The sequence below is a fragment of the Streptomyces sp. NPDC001532 genome, from assembly GCF_040298625.1.
Classification (GTDB): domain Bacteria; phylum Actinomycetota; class Actinomycetes; order Streptomycetales; family Streptomycetaceae; genus Streptomyces.
The window spans coordinates 169,749-189,000 of the sequence record NZ_JBEPAL010000012.1 but is presented as its reverse complement, the minus strand read 5'-3'; the positions used below and the strand labels follow the sequence as shown (position 1 = coordinate 189,000).

At 71.0% G+C, this 19,252-nt stretch carries 15 protein-coding genes; 7 read left to right on the top strand and 8 right to left on the bottom strand.

The window, feature by feature from the left end:
* Positions 1-161: 161 nt before the first annotated feature.
* Positions 162-3,188, bottom strand: a complete 3,027-nt coding sequence (gene uvrA / locus ABT232_RS14735; protein WP_351840195.1) for an excinuclease ABC subunit UvrA — start codon at positions 3,186-3,188, stop codon at positions 162-164.
* A 232-nt stretch (positions 3,189-3,420) separates the two neighbouring features.
* On the opposite strand from uvrA, the gene ABT232_RS14730 reads away from it, so the two are divergent.
* The 5 genes from ABT232_RS14730 to ABT232_RS14710 all read left to right on the top strand — a co-directional run bounded on the left by ABT232_RS14730 (position 3,421) and on the right by ABT232_RS14710 (position 7,603).
* The gene (locus tag ABT232_RS14730) at positions 3,421-4,107 is read left to right on the top strand and encodes a maleylpyruvate isomerase family mycothiol-dependent enzyme (RefSeq protein ID WP_351840193.1); all 687 of its coding nucleotides are present in this window, start codon (positions 3,421-3,423) and stop codon (positions 4,105-4,107) included.
* Between the two features lie 50 nt (positions 4,108-4,157).
* A complete protein-coding gene (locus ABT232_RS14725) occupies positions 4,158-4,814 on the top strand; it encodes an MBL fold metallo-hydrolase (protein WP_351840191.1) in 657 nt (218 codons plus the stop codon).
* A gap of 277 nt (positions 4,815-5,091) precedes the next feature.
* Positions 5,092-5,976: an ABC transporter substrate-binding protein gene (locus ABT232_RS14720; protein WP_351840189.1), complete on the top strand. Its 885-nt coding sequence runs from the start codon at positions 5,092-5,094 to the stop codon at positions 5,974-5,976.
* Positions 5,973-6,854: an amino acid ABC transporter permease gene (locus tag ABT232_RS14715; protein WP_351840187.1), complete on the top strand. Its 882-nt coding sequence runs from the start codon at positions 5,973-5,975 to the stop codon at positions 6,852-6,854. The genes ABT232_RS14720 and ABT232_RS14715 overlap by 4 nt, the downstream gene beginning before the upstream one ends.
* On the top strand, positions 6,851-7,603 hold the full coding sequence (locus ABT232_RS14710; protein WP_351840185.1) for an amino acid ABC transporter ATP-binding protein: 753 nt from the start codon (positions 6,851-6,853) through the stop codon (positions 7,601-7,603). Before ABT232_RS14715 ends, ABT232_RS14710 begins: the two co-directional genes overlap by 4 nt.
* Positions 7,604-7,636: 33 nt before the next feature.
* Here the strand turns inward: ABT232_RS14710 and aroQ are convergent, their stop codons facing one another.
* Positions 7,637-8,110: a type II 3-dehydroquinate dehydratase gene (gene aroQ, locus ABT232_RS14705; protein ID WP_351840184.1), complete on the bottom strand. Its 474-nt coding sequence runs from the start codon at positions 8,108-8,110 to the stop codon at positions 7,637-7,639.
* Positions 8,111-8,215: 105 nt separating this feature from the next.
* Here aroQ and ABT232_RS14700 point away from each other — a divergent pair, with 105 nt between their 5' ends.
* Both ABT232_RS14700 and ABT232_RS14695 read left to right on the top strand, forming a co-directional pair.
* Positions 8,216-9,262 (top strand): S66 family peptidase, encoded by a 1,047-nt coding sequence (locus tag ABT232_RS14700; protein ID WP_351840182.1) that lies wholly within the window; start codon positions 8,216-8,218, stop codon positions 9,260-9,262.
* Positions 9,263-9,357: 95 nt separating this feature from the next.
* The gene (locus tag ABT232_RS14695; protein ID WP_351840180.1) at positions 9,358-10,632 is read left to right on the top strand and encodes an MFS transporter; all 1,275 of its coding nucleotides are present in this window, start codon (positions 9,358-9,360) and stop codon (positions 10,630-10,632) included.
* Here the strand turns inward: ABT232_RS14695 and ABT232_RS14690 are convergent.
* The 6 genes from ABT232_RS14690 to ABT232_RS14665 all read right to left on the bottom strand — a co-directional run bounded on the left by ABT232_RS14690 (position 10,622) and on the right by ABT232_RS14665 (position 19,193).
* On the bottom strand, positions 10,622-11,722 hold the full coding sequence (locus ABT232_RS14690; RefSeq protein ID WP_351840178.1) for a calcium:cation antiporter: 1,101 nt from the start codon (positions 11,720-11,722) through the stop codon (positions 10,622-10,624). The two genes, ABT232_RS14695 and ABT232_RS14690, sit on opposite strands and share 11 nt — an antisense overlap.
* Positions 11,723-12,043: 321 nt before the next feature.
* Positions 12,044-13,042 (bottom strand): TerC/Alx family metal homeostasis membrane protein, encoded by a 999-nt coding sequence (locus tag ABT232_RS14685; RefSeq protein WP_351840176.1) that lies wholly within the window; start codon positions 13,040-13,042, stop codon positions 12,044-12,046.
* Between the two features lie 272 nt (positions 13,043-13,314).
* Complete coding sequence (locus tag ABT232_RS14680) at positions 13,315-15,309, bottom strand: TerD family protein (protein ID WP_351840174.1); 1,995 nt, start codon at positions 15,307-15,309, stop codon at positions 13,315-13,317.
* A 61-nt stretch (positions 15,310-15,370) separates the two neighbouring features.
* Complete coding sequence (locus tag ABT232_RS14675; RefSeq protein ID WP_086172259.1) at positions 15,371-15,949, bottom strand: TerD family protein; 579 nt, start codon at positions 15,947-15,949, stop codon at positions 15,371-15,373.
* A gap of 192 nt (positions 15,950-16,141) precedes the next feature.
* Positions 16,142-18,286: an excinuclease ABC subunit UvrB gene (uvrB, locus tag ABT232_RS14670; protein ID WP_351840171.1), complete on the bottom strand. Its 2,145-nt coding sequence runs from the start codon at positions 18,284-18,286 to the stop codon at positions 16,142-16,144.
* A 40-nt stretch (positions 18,287-18,326) separates the two neighbouring features.
* Positions 18,327-19,193 (bottom strand): MHYT domain-containing protein, encoded by an 867-nt coding sequence (locus ABT232_RS14665; protein ID WP_351840169.1) that lies wholly within the window; start codon positions 19,191-19,193, stop codon positions 18,327-18,329.
* Positions 19,194-19,252 lie beyond the last annotated feature (59 nt).

Below are 19,252 nucleotides of genomic sequence, written 5' to 3'. Positions count from 1 at the left end.
TTCCGGGGCTAGTTGTACAATAACCAGCTGGACAGGCTTTAGGTCTAGCCGGGGGGCATGGTGGGCTGACGGGTAACTTGGGGGGCCCCGGGGGACGTCCCGCGGGCCACCGCTCGTTCGTACGCGGCGCGCGCCGGACCGGTGTCCGGGCGCGCCATGACTCAGGCCTTGCGGGCCCGCGTCGTCTTCTTCGCGGGTGCCGCCTTCTTGGTGGCCGCGGCCGCCTTCTTGGTCGCCGTGCTGTTGGCGGTCCTGGCGGTGGCGGTCTTCTTCGCCGTCGACTTGGCCGCGACGGTCCGCTTGGCCGCCCGCGCGGGCGCCCGCACCGGCTCGGCGTCGCTGATCCGGTCGGCGCCGAGGATCTCCCGCAGGAACTTGCCGGTGTGGCTGGCGGGGACCGCGGCGATCTGCTCGGGCGTGCCCTCGGCGACCACGACACCGCCGCCGGCGCCGCCTTCGGGGCCCATGTCGACGACCCAGTCGGCGGTCTTGATCACGTCGAGGTTGTGCTCGATGACGATGACGGTGTTGCCCTTGTCGACCAGGCCGGAGAGGACCTTCAGCAGCTTGCTGATGTCCTCGAAGTGCAGACCGGTGGTCGGCTCGTCCAGGACGTAGACCGTGCGGCCGGTGGAGCGCTTCTGGAGCTCGCTGGCGAGCTTCACGCGCTGGGCCTCACCGCCGGACAGGGTGGTCGCGGACTGGCCGAGGCGGACGTAGCCGAGACCGACGTCGTGGAGGGTCTTCAGGTGACGGTTGATCGCCGGGACGGCCTCGAAGAAGTGCATCGCCTCCTCGATCGGCATGTTCAGGACCTCGGCGATGGACTTGCCCTTGTAGTGGACCTCCAGGGTCTCCCGGTTGTACCGGGCGCCGTGGCAGACCTCGCACGGGACGTACACGTCCGGGAGGAAGTTCATCTCGATCTTGATCGTGCCGTCGCCCGCGCAGTTCTCGCAGCGGCCGCCCTTGACGTTGAAGGAGAACCGTCCGGGCAGGTAGCCGCGGACCTTCGCCTCGGTGGTCTCGGCGAACAGCTTGCGGACGTGGTCGAAGACGCCGGTGTAGGTCGCCGGGTTGGACCGCGGGGTGCGGCCGATGGGCGACTGGTCGACGTGCACCACCTTGTCGACGAGATCGTCGCCGTCCACGCGCGTGTGCCGCCCGGGGACGTTCCGCGCGCCGTTCAGCTCGCGGGCCAGGTGGGTGTAGAGGATGTCGTTGACCAGCGTCGACTTGCCGGAGCCGGAGACGCCGGTGACCGCGGTGAAGACGCCCAGGGGAAACGAGACGTCGATGTCCCTGAGGTTGTTCTCGCGGGCGCCGTGCACGGTGAGCTGCCGGGACGGGTCGAGGGGGCGCCGGATGTCGGGGAGCGGGATCGCTTTCTTGCCGGACAGGTACTGGCCGGTCTGCGACTCGGCGTTGCGCAGCAGTTCCTTCAGGGAGCCGCTGTGCACCACCTTGCCGCCGTGCTCACCGGCGCCCGGGCCGATGTCGACGATCCAGTCGGCGACCTTGATGGTGTCCTCGTCGTGCTCGACGACGATGAGCGTGTTGCCCATGTCGCGCAGCCGCACCAGGGTCTCGATCAGCCGGTGGTTGTCCCGCTGGTGCAGGCCGATGGACGGCTCGTCGAGGACGTACAGGACGCCGACGAGGCCGGAGCCGATCTGGGTGGCCAGCCGGATGCGCTGGGCCTCGCCGCCGGAGAGGGTGCCGGCCGCGCGGTTCAGCGAGAGGTAGTCCAGGCCGACGTCGACCAGGAACCGCAGCCGCTCGTTGACCTCCTTCAGGACCCGCTCGGCGATCTTCTTGTCACGGGCGTTGAGCTTCAGCTCGCCCAGGAACTCCGCGCAGTCGCTGATGGACATCGCGGAGACCTCGGCGATCGACTTCTCCATGATGGTGACCGCGAGGACGATCGGCTTGAGGCGGGTGCCCTCGCAGGTGGGGCAGGGCACCTCGCGCATGTAGCCCTCGAAGCGCTCCCGGCTGGCGTCGCTCTCGGCCTCGCCGTGCCGGCGCTTGACGAACGGGACCGCGCCCTCGAAGGGCGTGGTGTAGACCCGCTCGCGGCCGTACCGGTTGCGGTAGCGGACCTCGATCTGGGTCTTGTGGCCGTACAGCAGTGCCTTGCGGGCGCGCTGCGGCAGGCCCGCGAACGGGATGTCCGTGCGGAAGCCGAGCGCGTCGGCGAGGGCGCCGATCAGGCGGCCGAAGTAGTCCTTGGTGTGGCCGTGCGACCACGGGTGGATGGCGCCCTCGTCGAGGGACTTGTCCTCGTCCGGGACGATCAGTTCCGGGTCGACCTCCATGCGCGTGCCGATGCCGGTGCACTCGGGGCAGGCGCCGAAGGGCGAGTTGAAGGAGAAGGAGCGAGGCTCCAGCTCCTCGAAGGAGAGGTCGTCGTACGGGCAGTACAGGTGCTCGGAGTACATCCGCTCGCGCTCGGGGTCGTCCTCGGGGAGGTCGACGAAGTCGAGCACGACCATGCCGCCGGACAGGCCGAGGGCGGTCTCGACGGAGTCGGTGAGGCGGCGCTTGGCGGAGTCCTTCACCGTGAGGCGGTCGATGACCACCTCGATGGTGTGCTTCTCCTGCTTCTTCAGCGTCGGCGGGTTGGACAGCTGGATGGTCTCGCCGTCCACGCGCGCGCGGGAGTAGCCCTTGGTCTGGAGGTCGGCGAAGAGGTCGACGAACTCGCCCTTGCGCTCGCGCACCAGCGGCGAGAGCACCTGGAAGCGGCTGCCCTCGGGCAGCTCCAGGACCTTGTCGACGATGGCCTGCGGCGACTGGCGCGAGATCGGGCGGCCGCACTCGGGACAGTGCGGCTTGCCGATGCGGGCGAAGAGCAGCCGCAGGTAGTCGTAGACCTCGGTGATGGTGCCGACCGTCGAGCGCGGGTTGCGCGAGGTCGACTTCTGGTCGATGGAGACGGCCGGGGACAGACCCTCGATGAAGTCGACGTCCGGCTTGTCCATCTGGCCGAGGAACTGGCGGGCGTACGAGGAGAGGGACTCCACGTAGCGCCGCTGGCCCTCGGCGAAGATCGTGTCGAAGGCCAGGGAGGACTTGCCCGACCCGGACAGGCCCGTGAAGACGATGAGCGAGTCACGAGGCAGGTCGAGCGAGACGTTCTTCAGGTTGTGCTCGCGCGCGCCACGGACGATGAGACGGTCGGCCACGCCGGTCCGCACCTTTCTTGAGAGAAGTGACAGGGGCGGGGCCCCCGTCTTCCTCAGACTAGGGGGAGCCACTGACAGCGCCGGTCGGATTTCCGGATGCCCTGGCCGGTTCAACAATCCCCGGCCTTCCAGCATGCCCGACGCCGCCTTCGACCCTATAGCACGTGTATTCGATTTCCGGCCGCGGTCCGCCTCCTTCACCCGAACGAGTGGCGGGACTAGGGTCGGCGTCATGATTGATCACGCGCGTGACCTGGCGTCTGTACACGAGGCGACCGAGCGGCTGCTCACCGCAGCGGGCAAGCTGGACAACGCCGCTGTGAGCGAACCGTCACGGCTGCCCGGCTGGACCCGCGGCCATGTCCTCGCCCACCTCGCCCGCAACGCCGACGCCCTCGTGAACGTCCTGGAGGGCCGTCCCATGTACGCCTCCGCGGAGGTCCGGGACGCCGACATCGAGCGGGACGCCCCGCGCCCGCTGGACGTCCAGCTCGCCGACGTCCGCGCGAGCGCCGAACGCTTCCAGGAGACCGGGGCCGCGCCCGCCGACTGGGCACGGACCGTGGAGCTGCGCAACGGGGTCACCGACACCGCGTCCCGGGTGCCCTTCCGGCGGTGGGCCGAGGTCGAGCTGCACCACGTGGACCTCGGCATCGGCCACGAGCTGGAGGATCTGCCGGCGGAGTTCACCGAGCGGGAGACCGCCTTCCTGGCCGCGCGGTTCACGGGTGCCCCGCAGGTGCCGCCGACCCGCCTGACCGACGGCACGCGCGCGTGGAGCACCGGCCGGGAGGCCGACGAGCCCGAGATCACCGTCGAGGGCGCCCCGGCCGAGCTGCTGGGCTGGCTCGCCGGCCGCCGCGACGGCGCCGGGCTGACCGTGACGGGCGGGCCGCTGCCGTCCCTGCCGCCGCTGTAGCCACGGCGACGACCTGCTCCCGGCAGGGGTCCCGCCCTAGACTGGCGGCCATGACGTACAGCGGACAGGTGACGGTCGGCGGCCCGGCGGACGTGCACGAGCTCAAGGACCTGATGATCACGAAGATCGCGGTCGGCCCGATGGACAACAACGCCTATCTGCTGCGCTGCCGGGCCACCGACGAGCAGCTGCTGATCGACGCGGCCAACGAGGCGCACACCCTCCTCGGCATGATCGGTGACGACGGCATCGCGTCCGTCGTCACCACTCACCGGCACGGGGACCACTGGCAGGCGCTCGCCGAGGTGGTGGCCGCCACCGGAGCCCGGACGTACGCGGGCCGGGACGACGTCGAGGGCATCCCGGTACCGACCGACGTCCCGGTCGACGACGGCGATGTCATCCGGGTGGGGCAGGTGGAGCTCACCGCGCGGCACCTCGTCGGCCACACCCCGGGGTCGATCGCCCTCGTCTACGACGACCCGCACGGCCACCCCCACGTGTTCACCGGGGACTGCCTCTTCCCGGGCGGCGTGGGCAACACCCACAAGGACCCCAAGGCGTTCGCCAGCCTGATCCACGACGTCGAGACCAAGATCTTCGACGTGCTGCCGGACGAGACCTGGGTCTACCCCGGGCACGGCGACGACACCTCGCTGGGCGCGGAGCGTCCGCAGCTGCCGGAGTGGCGCGCGCGAGGGTGGTGAACGACGGGCGCATGCGCCCCGTGTGAACGCTCCGCACGCGTCGGTGCCCCGCGCACGCTCCCGGCGCGCGCGGGCGCGCGGTCAACTGATGGCAGCCCCGCGCGGAAGGACGGCACCCGCGTGGCACGGGCCGCCGGCCCTTCGATCCCCGCCCTCGGCCGGCGGCCCCGGCGCAAGCACGCGCAGCCGTTCACACGACCGCAACACCCGCTCCCAGTATGCGGAATTCACTGGTGTGACCTCGACAATCGCGGAGGTTCACTGCCAGTCTCCCGCCATGCATGCTGCCCCTCGCGCCCCGCGCCGCGCCGTCGCCGCCGTCACCACAGCCCTGCTCGCCGCCGCCGTCGGCTGCGCTCCGCAGCCCGAGGAGGACACCTCGGCCAAGCCGTCCGAAGGGTCCGCCCAGGCCTGCGCCAAGGGCGAGTTGAGGACCGAGACCGCGGGCAAGCTGACCATCGCCACCGACGAGCCCGCCTACGAGCCGTGGTTCAAGGACGACGAGCCGGCCAACGGCAAGGGCTTCGAGTCGGCGGTCGCCTACGCCGTCGCCGAGCGGCTCGGCTACGACAAGGCCGCCGTGGTCTGGCAGCGCGTGCCGTTCAACAAGGCGTTCGCGCCCGGCGAGAAGACCTTCGACTTCGACATCAACCAGGTCTCCATCAGCGACGAGCGCAAGAAGGCCGTGGACTTCTCCTCCGGCTACTACGACGTGCGCCAGGCCGTCATCGCGCTGAAGGGCACCAAGGCGGCGAAGGCGAAGAGCCTCGCGGACCTCAAGGACGTCAGGCTCGGCGCCCAGGTCGGCACCACCAGCCTCGACTACATCCAGAATGTGGTGCGCCCCGAGCGGGACCCGGCCGTGTACGCCAAGAACGACCAGGCCAAGTCGGCCCTGAAGAACGGCCAGGTGGACGCCGTCGTCACCGACCTGCCCACCGCCTTCTACATCACCGCGGCCGAGGTGACCGACGCCGAGATCGTCGGCCAGTTCGAGAACCAGGGTGCCGCTCCGGAGCAGTTCGGGCTGGTGCTCGACAAGGGCAGCGCGCTCACCGCGTGCGTCACGGACGCCGTGGACACCCTGCGCCGTGACGGCACCCTGGCGAAGCTGGAGCAGCGGTGGCTGTCCGACGCCGTCGACGCCCCGGTGCTGAAGTGACCGTCACCAAGGACACCGAGACCGCGCCGGACTCCTACGTCCCCTCGACGCGGCGGCTGGACCGCGAGCGGTACAAGCGAGCCCGCGCGCGCCGCGCCACCGCGATCGCCGCGCTGTCCACCCTGGTCACCGGTGTCGTGCTGTACCTGGTCGTGGTCGACGCGCCGGGCTGGCCGCGCACCAAGGAGACGTTCTTCGACCGGGGGTACGCGCGGGAGGCGTTCCCGAAGGTCCTGGAAGGGCTGTGGCTCAACGTCCGGCTGCTGCTGGTGTGCGGGGCGGCGGTGCTGGTCCTCGGCATGCTCATCGCCGTCGCGCGGACGCTGCGCGGGCCGGTGTTCTTCCCGCTGCGGGTGCTGGCCGCCGCGTACACGGACTTCTTCCGCGGACTGCCGCTGATCATCAACCTGATGATCGTGGTCCTGGGCGTCCCCGCGCTGCGGCTCCAGGGGGTGACCGTCGACCCGGTGCTGCTGGGCGGTACGGCGCTGACGCTGACGTACTCGGCGTACGTGGCCGAGGTGTTCCGCGCGGGCATCGAGTCCGTGCACCCCTCCCAGCGCGCGGCGGCCCGCTCGCTCGGCCTCACCAGCCGGCAGGCGCTGCGGCACGTGGTGCTGCCGCAGGCGGTGCGCCGCCAGGTGCCGCCGCTGCTGAACGACCTGGTGTCGCTCCAGAAGGACACCGGGCTGGTGTCGATCGGCGGTGCGGTGGACGCCGTACGGGCCGCGGACATCATCGCGGGCCGCAGCCTCAACTACACGCCGTACATCGTCGCGGGTCTGGTCTTCGTCGCGCTGACGATCCCGATGACCCGCCTCACGGACTGGGTGACGGCCCGCATGGACCGCCGCCGGGCCCAGGGAGGGACCACATGAGCGAGGCCCCGGTCCTGCGGATGGAGTCCGTCCGCAAGGCCTTCGGCGACTCCGTCGTGCTGCGGGACGTCGACCTGGAGGTGGCGCCGCACACGGTGACCGCGCTCATCGGCGCCTCCGGGTCCGGGAAGTCGACCCTGCTGCGGTGCGCCAACCTGCTGGAGGAGATCGACGACGGCGCCATCTGGCTGGACGGCGAGGAGATCACCGACCCGCGCGTGGACCAGGACGCGGTCCGGCGCCGGATCGGGGTGGTCTTCCAGGCGTACAACCTCTTCCCGCACATGACCGTCCTGGAGAACATCACGCTCGCGCCGCGCCGGGTGCACGGGGTGTCCCGCGCGGAGGCCGAGGAGCGGGCCGGTGAGCTGCTGGCGCGGCTCGGGCTCGGCGACCGGGCCGGCGCGTACCCGGACCGGCTCAGCGGCGGTCAGCAGCAGCGGGTGGCCATCGTCCGCGCGCTGGCCGTACGGCCCCGGCTGCTGCTGCTCGACGAGATCACCGCAGCGCTCGACCCGGAGCTGGTGGGCGAGGTGCTGGCCGTGGTGCGCGACCTCAAGGACGACGGCATGACGATGGTGCTGGCGACGCACGAGATGGGGTTCGCGCGGGAGGTCGCCGACCAGGTCTGCTTTCTGGACGGAGGGGTGGTGCGGGAGCGCGGCACCGCCGAGCAGGTCTTCGGTGACCCGCAGCAGGAGCGCACCCAGCGCTTCCTGCGGCGCATCGTCGAGGCCGGGCGCCTCTGAGGGCGCCCGCGCGCCCCTCCTGGAGCCGTCGCTCTACGCGTCCGCCCGTGTCGCCCCGAGCATCGCGGCGGCGCGCTCCACGCCGAAGACGTAGCCCTGGACGCCGCACCCGGCGATGACACCGTCGGCGCGCAGCGAGACGTAGGAGGTGTGCCGGAACGACTCGCGCCGGTGGATGTTGGAGATGTGGACCTCCAGCACCGGCATGCCGTCACAGGTGTTGAGCGCGTCGTAGAGCGCGACGGAGGTGTGCGAGTAGGCGCCGGGGTTGATGACGATCGCGCAGTGGTTCTCCCGCGCTTCGTGGATCCAGTCGACCAGCCGGCCCTCGTGGTTGGACTGGCGCAGGTCCACGGTGCCGCCGTGCGCGGCCGCCGCCTTGCTGCACAGCGCCTCGACGTCGGCGAGCGTCTCGGAGCCGTAGATCTCCGGCTGGCGCTGCCCGAGGAGGTTCAGATTGGGGCCGTTGAGAATCATGATCGGGGCGTTGGCCAGGGTGCGGGGCACTGTTCCTCCGGTCCGTTCGGATGGGGCGGTCCGGCCGGGACCACCACTGCTCGCACCCGGTTTATCACGGTGCGCCGAGGCCGTGACCAGCCGTACCCTCCCGGCATGATGACTCCCGTCCAGCCGCCCAAGCCCTCCCCCGGCGACCGCATAGCCGTCATCTCGCCGTCCAGCGGCCTGCCCGGGCTCTTCCCGCTCCCCTACGAACTGGGTCTTCAGCGGCTGCGCGAGGAGTTCGGCCTCGAACCGGTCGAGTACCCGGCGACCCGGAGGATGGGTTCGACGGCGCGGGAGCGGGCGGACGACATCCACGCCGCGTTCGCGGACCCGGACATCAAGGCGGTGTTCGCGTCCATCGGCGGCGACGACCAGATCACCGTGCTGCCGCTGCTGGACCGGGAGCTGATCCGGGCGAACCCCAAGCCGTTCTTCGGGGTCAGCGACAACACCAACCTGCTGGCCTGTCTGCGCAACAACGGGATCGTCGGCTACCACGGCGGCAGTGTGATGGTCGAGCTGGGCCGCCCCGGCGCCCTGCACCCGCAGACGGCCGAGTCGCTGCGCGCGGCGCTCTTCACCTCCGGCCCCTACGAGCTGCGGCCCGCCGAGCGCTGGAACGACGTGGACCGCGACTGGGCGGACCCGGCGACGTTCGACACGGAACCGCAGTCCCGGCCCGGCACCGGCTGGACCTGGGTGAACGCCGACCGGGTGGCCGAGGGCCGCGGCTGGGGCGGCAATCTGGAGATCCTCGGCTGGCTGCTGATGGCCGACCGCGAGATCGCCCGCGATCCGGCGGAGTACGACGGCGATGTGCTGTTCCTGGAGACCTCGGAGGAGCTGCCGAGCGCCACGGAGGTCTTCCGCACGCTGCGCAACATGGGCGAGCGCGGGCTGCTGCGGCGCTTCTCGGCCCTGCTCATGGCCCGGCCCAAGACCTGGTCCTTCGAGCACCCGAACAGCCCCGAGGAGGGCGCCCGGTACGCCGCCGAACAGCGGGAGGCCGTACTGCGGGCCATGCGCGTGTACGCGCCCGGCACCCCGATCGTGTTCGACGTGGACTTCGGCCACACCGACCCGCAGGTGGTCCTTCCGTACGGCGGCACCGTACGGGTCGACGGACCGGCCCGGCGCATTACGGTCACGTACTGACGGGGACCGGCCACCTCCACGCGCCCCCGTAACTCCCCGTCACGGTGGGTAGTTGACGCGGCATGCACGACGTACGCACCGTTAGGACGCCCTCCATGCTGCGGCTCGCGTCCGCCGCCCTGGCCGGCACCGCCATCGAGTTCTACGACTTCTTCGTCTACGGGACCGCGGCGGCGCTGGTCCTCGGGCCGCTGTTCTTCCCGACCGTCTCGCCGCTGGCGGGGACACTGGCCGCGTTCGCCACCTTCGGCGTGGGGTTCGTGGCCCGGCCTCTGGGCTCGGTGCTGTTCGGGCACATCGGCGACCGGCACGGACGCCGCCCGGTCCTCGTCGCCTCGCTGCTGCTGACGGGCGCCTCCACGGTCGCCGTCGGCTGTGTCCCGACCTACGGCTCGATCGGCGTGGCCGCTCCCCTGCTCCTCGTCCTCCTGCGCTTTCTGCAAGGGCTGGGGCTCGGCGGGGAGTGGGGCGGGGCCGTGCTGCTGACCGCCGAGCACGCCCCGGCCGAGCGGCGCGCGCTGTGGTCGAGCTTCCCGCAGGTCGGACCGGCGGTCGGATTCCTGCTCGCCAACGGTTCGATGCTGGTGCTGTCGGCGACCCTCTCGGACGCCCAGTTCGCGCAGTGGGGCTGGCGGGTGCCGTTCTGGGCGGCGGGGGTGCTGGCCGCGGTGGGGCTCTGGCTGCGCTCCTCGCTCGCGGAGAGCCCGCGGTTCCTCGAGATCGAGGACCCCGCGCGGGTGCCGCTGGCCGAGGTCGTCCGTGACCACTGGCGGCTGGTCCTGCTGACGGCCGGCGCCCTGGCCGTCGGCTACGCGCTCTTCTACGCCGTGACCACCTGGTCCCTCGCCTACGGGACCGAGCGGCTGGGGGTGGACCGGAGCGTCATGCTGGCCTGCATCATGGCCGCCGTGGTGGTGAAGGGCGCGCTCACCCCGCTGGCCGCGGTGCTCGGCGACCGGTACGGGCGGCGGCCGCTGTGCCTGGCCGGCTGCACGGCCGCCGCCCTGTGGATGTTCCCGCTGGTCGCGCTGCTCGCGACCGGCGCGCCGCTGCTGATGTTCCTCGGGTTCCTGGGGGCGATGCTGGCGTTCATCACGATGTTCGCGGTGATCGCCGCCTATCTGCCCGAGCTGTACGAGCCGCGTGTGCGCTGCACGGGTGCCGCCGTCGGCTACAACCTCGGCGGGGTGCTCGGCGGCGCGCTGACCCCGCTCGCGGCGACCGCGCTGGCCGAGCAGGGCGGCCGGGTGCCCTGGGGGGTGGGGGCGTATCTCACCGGCATCGCCCTGCTCAGTCTGGGCTGCTTCGCGCTGCTGCCGGAGACGCGTCCGGTGCCGGCGGCGGTGGCGCCGAAGCCGGTCATGGATTGATCGCGAGCTCCAGATAGGCGGCGAACAGCACCAGGTGGACGCCGCCCTGGAGCGGGGTGGCCCGGCCCGGGACGACCGTCAGCGAGGCCACGACCACGGTCAGGGCGAGCAGCACCATATGGGTGGCGCCGAGGCCGAGGACGAGCGGGCCGGAGAGCCAGACGGACGCCAGCGCGACGGCCGGGATGGTCAGGCCGATGCTGGCCATCGCGGAGCCCAGCGCCAGGTTGAGGCTGGTCTGCACCCGGTCGCGGCGGGCGGAGCGCAGGGCGGCGATGGTCTCGGGGAGCAGGACCAGCAGCGCGATGATGACGCCGACCACGGCGTGCGGCAGCCCCGCCGCCGCCACACCGGACTCGATGGTCGGCGACACCCCCTTGGCCAGGCCGACCACGCCGATCAGGGCGAGGCCGAGCAGGCTCAGGCTGATCCAGGCGGTGCGGGAGGACGGCGCGTCGGCGTGGTCCTCCTCGCTCATCACCTCGCCCTGCCGGGTGATGGGCAGGAAGTAGTCGCGGTGTCTGATCGTCTGGGTGGCGACGAAGAGGCCGTACAGCACGAGTGAGGAGAGCGCGGCGAAGGTCAGCTGCACTGCGGAGAACTCCGGGCCGGGCTTGCTGGTGGTGAACGTCGGCAGCACCAGGCTGAGCGTGGCGAGGGTGGCGACCGTGGCGAGGGCGGCGCCGGTGCCCTCGGGGTTGAAGACGGCCGTGCCGTGCCGCAGCGAGGCGACCAGCAGCGAGATGCCGACGATGCCGTTGCAGGTGATCATCACGGCGGCGAAGACCGTGTCCCTGGCCAGGGTGGAGCTCTTGTCGCCGCCGTCCGCCATCAAGGTGACGATCAGGGCCACCTCGATGATCGTCACGGCGACGGCGAGGACGAGGGAGCCGAAGGGCTCACCGACCCGGTGGGCGACCACCTCCGCGTGGTGCACGGCGGCGAGGACCGCCCCGGCCAGCACGATCGTCACGACCGCGACGACCAGCCCGGGCAGATCACGTCCCCAGGTGAAGACCAGCAGGATCACCGCGAGCACCGGCACGAGGTAGGTCCACTGGTTCGTGAGCGACCTGAGCCGAGCGATCATGGGCCGATCGTCGCAGACGGTCTGGGGCTTCGCATTCCGGTCCGTGGGCCGCTCGGCGGTCCCGCTCCGGCTGGTCACCTGGTCCTTCCGGCCGGCTTCCACATCTCCTCCTGAGGCTCGTGGCTCGTCGCTCGGTCTCGTCGGCTGCGTCAGTCGCTCTCCTCTCGGTGGGGGGTCAGACGTCGGGGGCCTCGGCGGGCCGCGGGCAGAACGTGGGCGGAACGGGTGCGGAACGCGGGCAGAACGCGGCACCGGGAGCGGCGATCGGCGAGGTGCCGAGGGCCGCTCCCGGTGCGGGTGCGCTGGATGAGGACGACGCGGTCAGGCGTCGATGCTGTCCTTCGGGGTCGTGCCCTGCGTCTGCGCCGCCTCGGCCGCGGCCTGCTTCTTGGAGGCCCGCAGGCTGGTGATCGTGGTGACGATCAGTACGGCGCAGATCACGCCGAGGGAGACCGGGATGCTGATCTCCGGGACATGGACCCCGGACTCGTGCAGGGCGTGCAGCACCAGCTTGACGCCGATGAAGCCCAGGATGATCGACAGTCCGTACGACAGGTGGACCAGCTTCTTCAGCAGGCCGCCGATGAGGAAGTACAGCTGCCGCAGTCCCATCAGGGCGAAGGCGTTGGCGGTGAAGACGATGTACGGGTCCTGGGTGAGGCCGAAGATCGCCGGGATGGAGTCCAGGGCGAACAGCACATCAGTGGTGCCGATGGCGAGCATCACGACCAGCATCGGGGTCATGACGCGCTTGCCGTTCTCCTGGATCCACAGCTTGGTGCCGTGGTACCGGTCGGCGACGCCGAAGCGGCGCTCGGCGGCCTTGAGGAGCTTGTTCTCCTCGAACTCCTCGTCCTCCTCGTCGGCCCGGGCCTCCTGGATGAGCTTCCAGGCGGTCCAGATCAGGAAGGCGCCGAAGAGGTAGAACACCCACGAGAAGCTGGCGAGGATCGCGGCGCCGGCGGCGATGAATATCGCGCGCAGCACCAGGGCGATGAGGACACCGATGAGCAGCACGCGCTGCTGGTACTGCGACGGAACCGCGAACTTCGCCATGATCAGGACGAAGACGAAGAGGTTGTCGACGCTCAGCGACTTCTCGGTGATGAAGCCGGCGAAGAACTCCCCGGCGGGCTGTCCGCCGCCGAAGAGGAGCAGGCCGAGTCCGAAGAGCCCGGCCAGGGCGATCCAGACGGCCGTCCAGATCCCGGCTTCCTTGATGGATACGTCATGGGGCTTGCGGCCGATGAAGAAATCGACCGCGATGAGGGCGGCGAGGCCCACGATCGTGAGGACCCAAAGGGTCACGGAAACATCCACTGCGCCTCCGGCAGTACGTAACGGCCAAATCAGTCAGCGTCGTCGCTGCCGGAGGTCTCTTCCACCCCGGACTCCCGGCGCGCCTGACGCGCAAGGAGTCCACGGGCCGACGCCCCGGGATCTGGCCTGATCCGTATTGACGGGTACGCCGCAGCAGACAGGGAGTACTCCCCTCCGTGCGGAAAAGACTACCTCAATCACCAAGGAACGGTAAAGAGGTAGGTAAAGAAACAGCTAAAAGCCCAGTTCAGAGCGCTTTACTCGGGCTTGGTTCAGCCTCCGGGCCGCCAGGCGCGGCGGGCTGTCGCGACCTGGGTGAGCACCTGCTGGAGCACCTGGCTGCCGGGCGGCACCAGGGACGGCTCGTAAGTCCAGGCGTGCCCGACCCACGGGTCGGCGAGGTGGTCGTCCGGGACCGGGGTCAGGCGCAGCAGCGAGCGCCACAGCGGGTCCAGCAGCGGGCCGTAGCCCGCGGCGTCCTCGCGGTCGGCGACCATCATCAGATGGACGCCCACGGCGGGTCCCTCGTCCGCGAGGTACCTCAGCTGGGTGACGGCCCGGTCGTCGAAGCCGTGCGGGAAGTCGTTGACCACCATTAGGTGCTGGGCGGTGTCGAGGCCCGGCGGGAGCGCGTCGGTGGCACCGCCTCGCAGGGCCATCTGCACCAGGTCCACACGCTGGGTCAGCTTGCCCAGGACGTCCGTCACCCCGGCGGCACCGAGCGCGGGCGGGGCGGCGAGCACACCGGTCTGCACCAGCGGGGCCAGCGCCTGCGCCCCGGACCCGGCCGGGTCGATGACGTAGACGGTGAACTCGCCCGCCGGATGCACGGCGAGCAGCCGGGCCGCGTGCGCGACCGCCGTCTCCATGGCGAGGCGGCGCATGTCGTGGGCGTCGGCGAAGGAGCCGTCGAGGGAGCCCGCCCGTCCGCTGTCGATCCACAGGCCGCGCTCCAGCGGCAGCCGCACCAGCAGCGGGATGCGCAGCTGGGGGCACTCGGACAGGTGCAGGTCGCCGAGGCGCAGAGCCATCGGCAGCTCCATCGGCACCCGGTAGCCGTGCCAGACGGGGTTGTCCCAGCGGGCGTAGGCGGCGGGCAGCGCGGGTTCGACGACGTCCGACTCGGCGGTGAGCTGGGCGACGTCGCGGTCGAGGGCCTGCCGGGCCTGGTCGACGAGCTGGGTGTGCTTGGCGCGGGCCGCCGCGCGGGCGGCGTCGGCCTGTCCGCCGATCCGGCTGCGCGGGTCGGAGAGGACCTGTTCCAGCTCCTTCTCCATGCGCGAGTCGGCGAAGTCCACGGCGCTGCGGTAGGCGGCCATGGTGCGGGCCAGGTCCTCGAACATGCCCCAGACCTGGTTGTACAGCCGCTCGTCCATCGACCAGCCGGTCGCGTCGCCCGCGACGGGCCGAGCGGGCTGGCCGGGCGCCGCCGGGGGCGCGGCCGGCGGCGGGGGCGGCGGGGCGGCGTTCTGCCGGCGCGGGTGGCTGTAGTCGATCGGGCCGCCGGCGGGCGCGGCCGGCTGGGTGAGGGGCGCGGAGGGGTCCGACGCGGCGGGGTCCACCGGGTAGCCGGGCAGCGGGTCGGTGGCGCCCTGGGGGTCCGGCGCGCCGTAGGGCGATCCGGTCGGCTCGGGGCCGAGGGTGGGTGCGGCGGTCTGCCGGGTGCGGTCGCCGTCCGCGGGGCGCGGCGGGGGCGCGGCCACCGAGCGGGCCACGCCCTGGGCCACCGCGTCGTTGATGGCGGCGGCGAGCTGCCGGGCCTCGGGCAGGCCTTGGTCGGCGAAGAGGTCGGCGAGTCCGCCGGCGTAGCCCTGGCCGACCGCGCGCACCTTCCAGGCACCCTGCCGGCGGTACAGCTCCAGGGCGACGACGGCCGTCTCGGCCTCCAGGCCGGTGAGCGTGAAGGTCGCGATCTCGCCGCCGTCGAGCCCGGTCACCGCGACGAAGGGGGCGGCGACGGCACCGAAGCGGCCGGGGCCGCCCGCGGTGCCGACGGGCAGCGCGAGCAGCACGGTGACCCGGTGCACGGCGTCCGGCATGGCGTCCAGGTCCACCGCGAGACGGTGGTCGGCGGCCGCCTGCCGGGAGACCTCCAGGCCGGGCAAGGTGGATGCGCCCGGGTGGGCCACCCCCTCGACGCCATGGATCTTCCCGTGCTCGTCGCCGAGTGTGGCGGCGGCCACGATCGGCGTGCCGGCCGAGACCCGGATCTCGAGACGGGCCTGGGAGAGCGGGTGGTTCTGCCCCCGCACCAGCTCGGCCGTCATCGCCTTCGTCCCCCTGTTGTCGCTGTGTAGGTGTGGTGTGCCGCTCGCCGTGCGGTTCGGATCAGAGCAGCGGCAGGATGGACGGCATCAGGTCCTGGAAGGTGCGGCCGTTGGCCGGGGTGCCGAGGGCGGTCATCGACCAGCCGGTACCCACGCGGTGCACCTTGGCCATGATCTGGGCCGTGTAGGCGCCGCCACCCGCGAGGGTGTAGCGGGCCAGCTCCTGGCCGTTGGTCTCGTCGACCAGGCGGCAGAACGCGTTCTGCACCTCCTGGAAGGTCTGGCCCGTGAAGGAGTTCACGGTGAAGACGATCTGGTCGATGTGGACCGGGAGGCGCTGGAGGTCGACGAGGATCGCCTCGTCGTCGCCGCCCTGGCCGACACCGCCGACGAGGTTGTCGCCGGTGTGGCGGACCGAGCCGTCGTCGCTCACCAGGTGACGGAAGAAGACGACGTCGACCGGCTGCTTGTCCGCGAACAGCACGGCGGAGGCGTCGAGGTCGATCTCGCGGGTGCGCGAGCCGAACAGGCCGCGCCGCGGAGCCGCCTGCCAGCCGAGACCCATGCGCACCGCGGTCAGGCTGCCGCCGTCGTTCTTCTGCAGACTGATGGCCTGACCCTTGGTCATGTTGACGGTCACGCGCTGTTTCCCCTCTCGGACATTCCCCTGTTGCCGCGATGCCGCGGATGACCAGAACCCTACGCAGGGGCACTGACAGTGCCGTACCCCGGTCCCGACTTTGTGTCGGTCTTGCAACACAGCGCAGCAGGGGTGGGGCCGCCGGGACCGGCGGGGCGCCGGTGGCGGTGGCCCCGGCGCCCGCGCGGGCCGTCAGGACAGGCCCGCCTCCTTCATCTGCCGCAGTTCCTTCTTCATCTCGGAGACCTCGTCGCGCAGCCGGGCGGCGATCTCGAACTGGAGGTCGGCGGCGGCCGCCCGCATCCGCGTCGTCAGCTCCTCGATCTGCTCGGCGAGTTCGGCCGCCGGACGGTCGGTCGGCACGGTCTCCTTGGCCTTGGCCCTGGCGGCCTTGGTCTTGGTGCCCTTGACCGAGTGCTCGCCGAGCGCGGGGACGGGGGCCTTGGTGCCGCGGCCGTCCTTCTTGGCCCGGTAGCCGGTGCCGAGCAGTTCCTCGGTGTCGAGGTCCTCACGGGCGATCTGCGCGACGATGTCGTTGATCTTCTTGCGCAGCGGCTGCGGGTCGATGCCGTTCGCCTTGTTGTAGGCGACCTGCTTCTCGCGGCGGCGGTTGGTCTCGTCGATGGCCCGCTCCATCGCCGGGGTCATCTTGTCGGCGTACATGTGGACCTGGCCGGAGACGTTGCGCGCCGCGCGGCCGATGGTCTGGATCAGGGAGGTCCCGGAGCGCAGGAAGCCCTCCTTGTCGGCGTCGAGGATCGCGACCAGGGAGACCTCCGGCAGGTCGAGGCCCTCGCGCAGCAGGTTGATGCCGACCAGGACGTCGAACTCGCCGGCGCGCAGTTCGCGCAGCAGCTCCACACGGCGCAGGGTGTCGACGTCGCTGTGCAGGTAGCGGACCTGGATGCCGAGTTCCAGGAAGTAGTCGGTCAGGTCCTCGGCCATCTTCTTGGTCAGTGTGGTGACCAGGACGCGTTCGTCGCGCTCGACGCGGGTGCGGATCTCGTGCACCAGGTCGTCGATCTGCCCCTCGGTGGGCTTGACGACGACCTCCGGGTCGATGAGGCCGGTCGGGCGGATGATCTGCTCCACGACGCCGTTCCCGCGCGACAGTTCGTAGGCGCCGGGGGTCGCGGAGAGATAGACCGTCTGCCCGATGCGCTCCTGGAACTCCTCCCACTTCAGGGGACGGTTGTCCAGGGCGGAGGGCAGCCGGAAGCCGTGGTCGACGAGGGTGCGCTTGCGGGAGGCGTCGCCCTCGTACATGGCGCCGATCTGCGGGACGGTGACGTGCGACTCGTCGATGACGAGGAGGAAGTCGTCCGGGAAGTAGTCCAGCAGCGTGTTGGGCGGGGAGCCGGGCGAGCGGCCGTCGAAGTGCATCGAGTAGTTCTCCACGCCGGAGCAGGAGCCGATCTGGCGCAGCATCTCGATGTCGTAGGTGGTGCGCATGCGCAGCCGCTGGGCCTCCAGGAGCTTGCCCTGCTTCTCCAGCTCCGCCAGGCGCTCGCCCAGCTCCTTCTCGATGTCGTTGACGGCCCGCTCCAGGCGCTCGGGGCCGGCGACGTAGTGGGAGGCCGGGAAGACGTACAGCTGCTGGTCGTCGCTGACGATCTCGCCGGTGAGCGGGTGGAGGGTGGACAGCGCCTCGATCTCGTCGCCGAACATCTCGATGCGGACGGCCAGCTCCTCGTAGACCGGGAAGATCTCGATGGTGTCGCCACGGACCCGGAAGGTGCCTCGGGTGAAGGCCAGGTCGTTGCGCGTGTACTGGATGTCCACGAAGCGGCGCAGCAGCTGGTCCCGGTCGATCTCCTCGCCGACCTTGAGGGGCACCATGCGGTCCACGTACTCCTGCGGGGTGCCGAGGCCGTAGATGCAGGACACCGAGGCGACCACGACGACGTCGCGGCGGGTGAGCAGCGAGTTGGTCGCGGAGTGGCGCAGGCGTTCGACCTCCTCGTTGATGGAGGAGTCCTTCTCGATGTAGGTGTCCGACTGCGGGACGTAGGCCTCGGGCTGGTAGTAGTCGTAGTACGAGACGAAGTACTCGACGGCGTTGTTCGGCAGCAGCTCGCGGAACTCGTTCGCCAGCTGGGCGGCCAGGGTCTTGTTCGGTGCCATCACCAGGGTGGGCCGCTGGAGCTTCTCGATCATCCACGCGGTGGTGGCGGACTTGCCGGTGCCGGTCGCGCCGAGGAGGACGACGTCCTTCTCACCGGCCTCGATGCGCTTGGCCAGGTCGGCGATGGCCGCCGGCTGGTCGCCGCTGGGCTGGTAGGGGCTGACGACCTCGAAGGGCGCCACCGTACGTTCGATCTGGGAAACGGGCCGCATGTCATCCACCGTACGACCCGCCACTGACAACGGGCTCGGATCAGCGGTTCTGCGGGGTGCGGGACCGGCGGCCGACCGGCGGCCGGCGGGTGCGGAGCGGGAAGCCGGTGCCCGGGTGGTGGACGGCGGCGTGGGCCGGGACGCCGGGCTTGTCCTCCGGCCGGGGCCACTCCGGCTTGCCCATGACCATCAGCGGATCGAACATCACCACGACGCCCGCGAGGCACAGGAAGGCCAGCGGGCCGATCAGCATCGGCGCCAGCAGCGCGGCGGGCGAGTCGCCGGTGGCGGGGTCGGCGGTGCCGTGCAGATGGACGCTCATGGCGGCCATGCCGGTGTAGTGCATGCCGGTGACGGCGAGGCCCATGACCAGGCTCGCGCCGATGCTCCACAGGAATCCCCGCACCTGTCCGGCCGCCCACAGGGCGGCCGTGGCCGCGGCCATCGCTATGACGACGGAGGCGGCGACGGTGAAGGTGTTGTAGTCCAGCCTGCCGTTCAGTCGCATGCCGGCCATGCCCAGGTAGTGCATCGAGGCGACGCCCAGTCCCGTGATGGTGCCGCCGGTGAACAGGGCGGTTCCTTGTGCGCCCCGATAGCCGACGATGAAGATCCCGATGCCCACCATCACGATGGCGACGCCCAGACTGGCGTACGTCATCGGCTTGTCGTAGTGGATCGGGGCCTCCTGGACCGAGAAGCCCATCATCGCGATGAAGTGCATGGTCCAGATGCCGGAGCCGATGGCCGCCGAGCCGAGGGCGAGCCAGCCGGGCCGCCAGGAGCCGGCCACCAGCATGGATCTGGTGGTGCAGCGCAGCCCGAGCGCGCCGCCGAGGCAGGCCATGAAATAGGCCACCAGCGGCGTGACGAGGCCGTAGCTGAATCCGTCGACCGTGCCTTGCATGCGCGGCTGCCTTTCCGCCCTCTTCCGTCCCGGAATTTCCTGAAATACGCCCCCTCCCA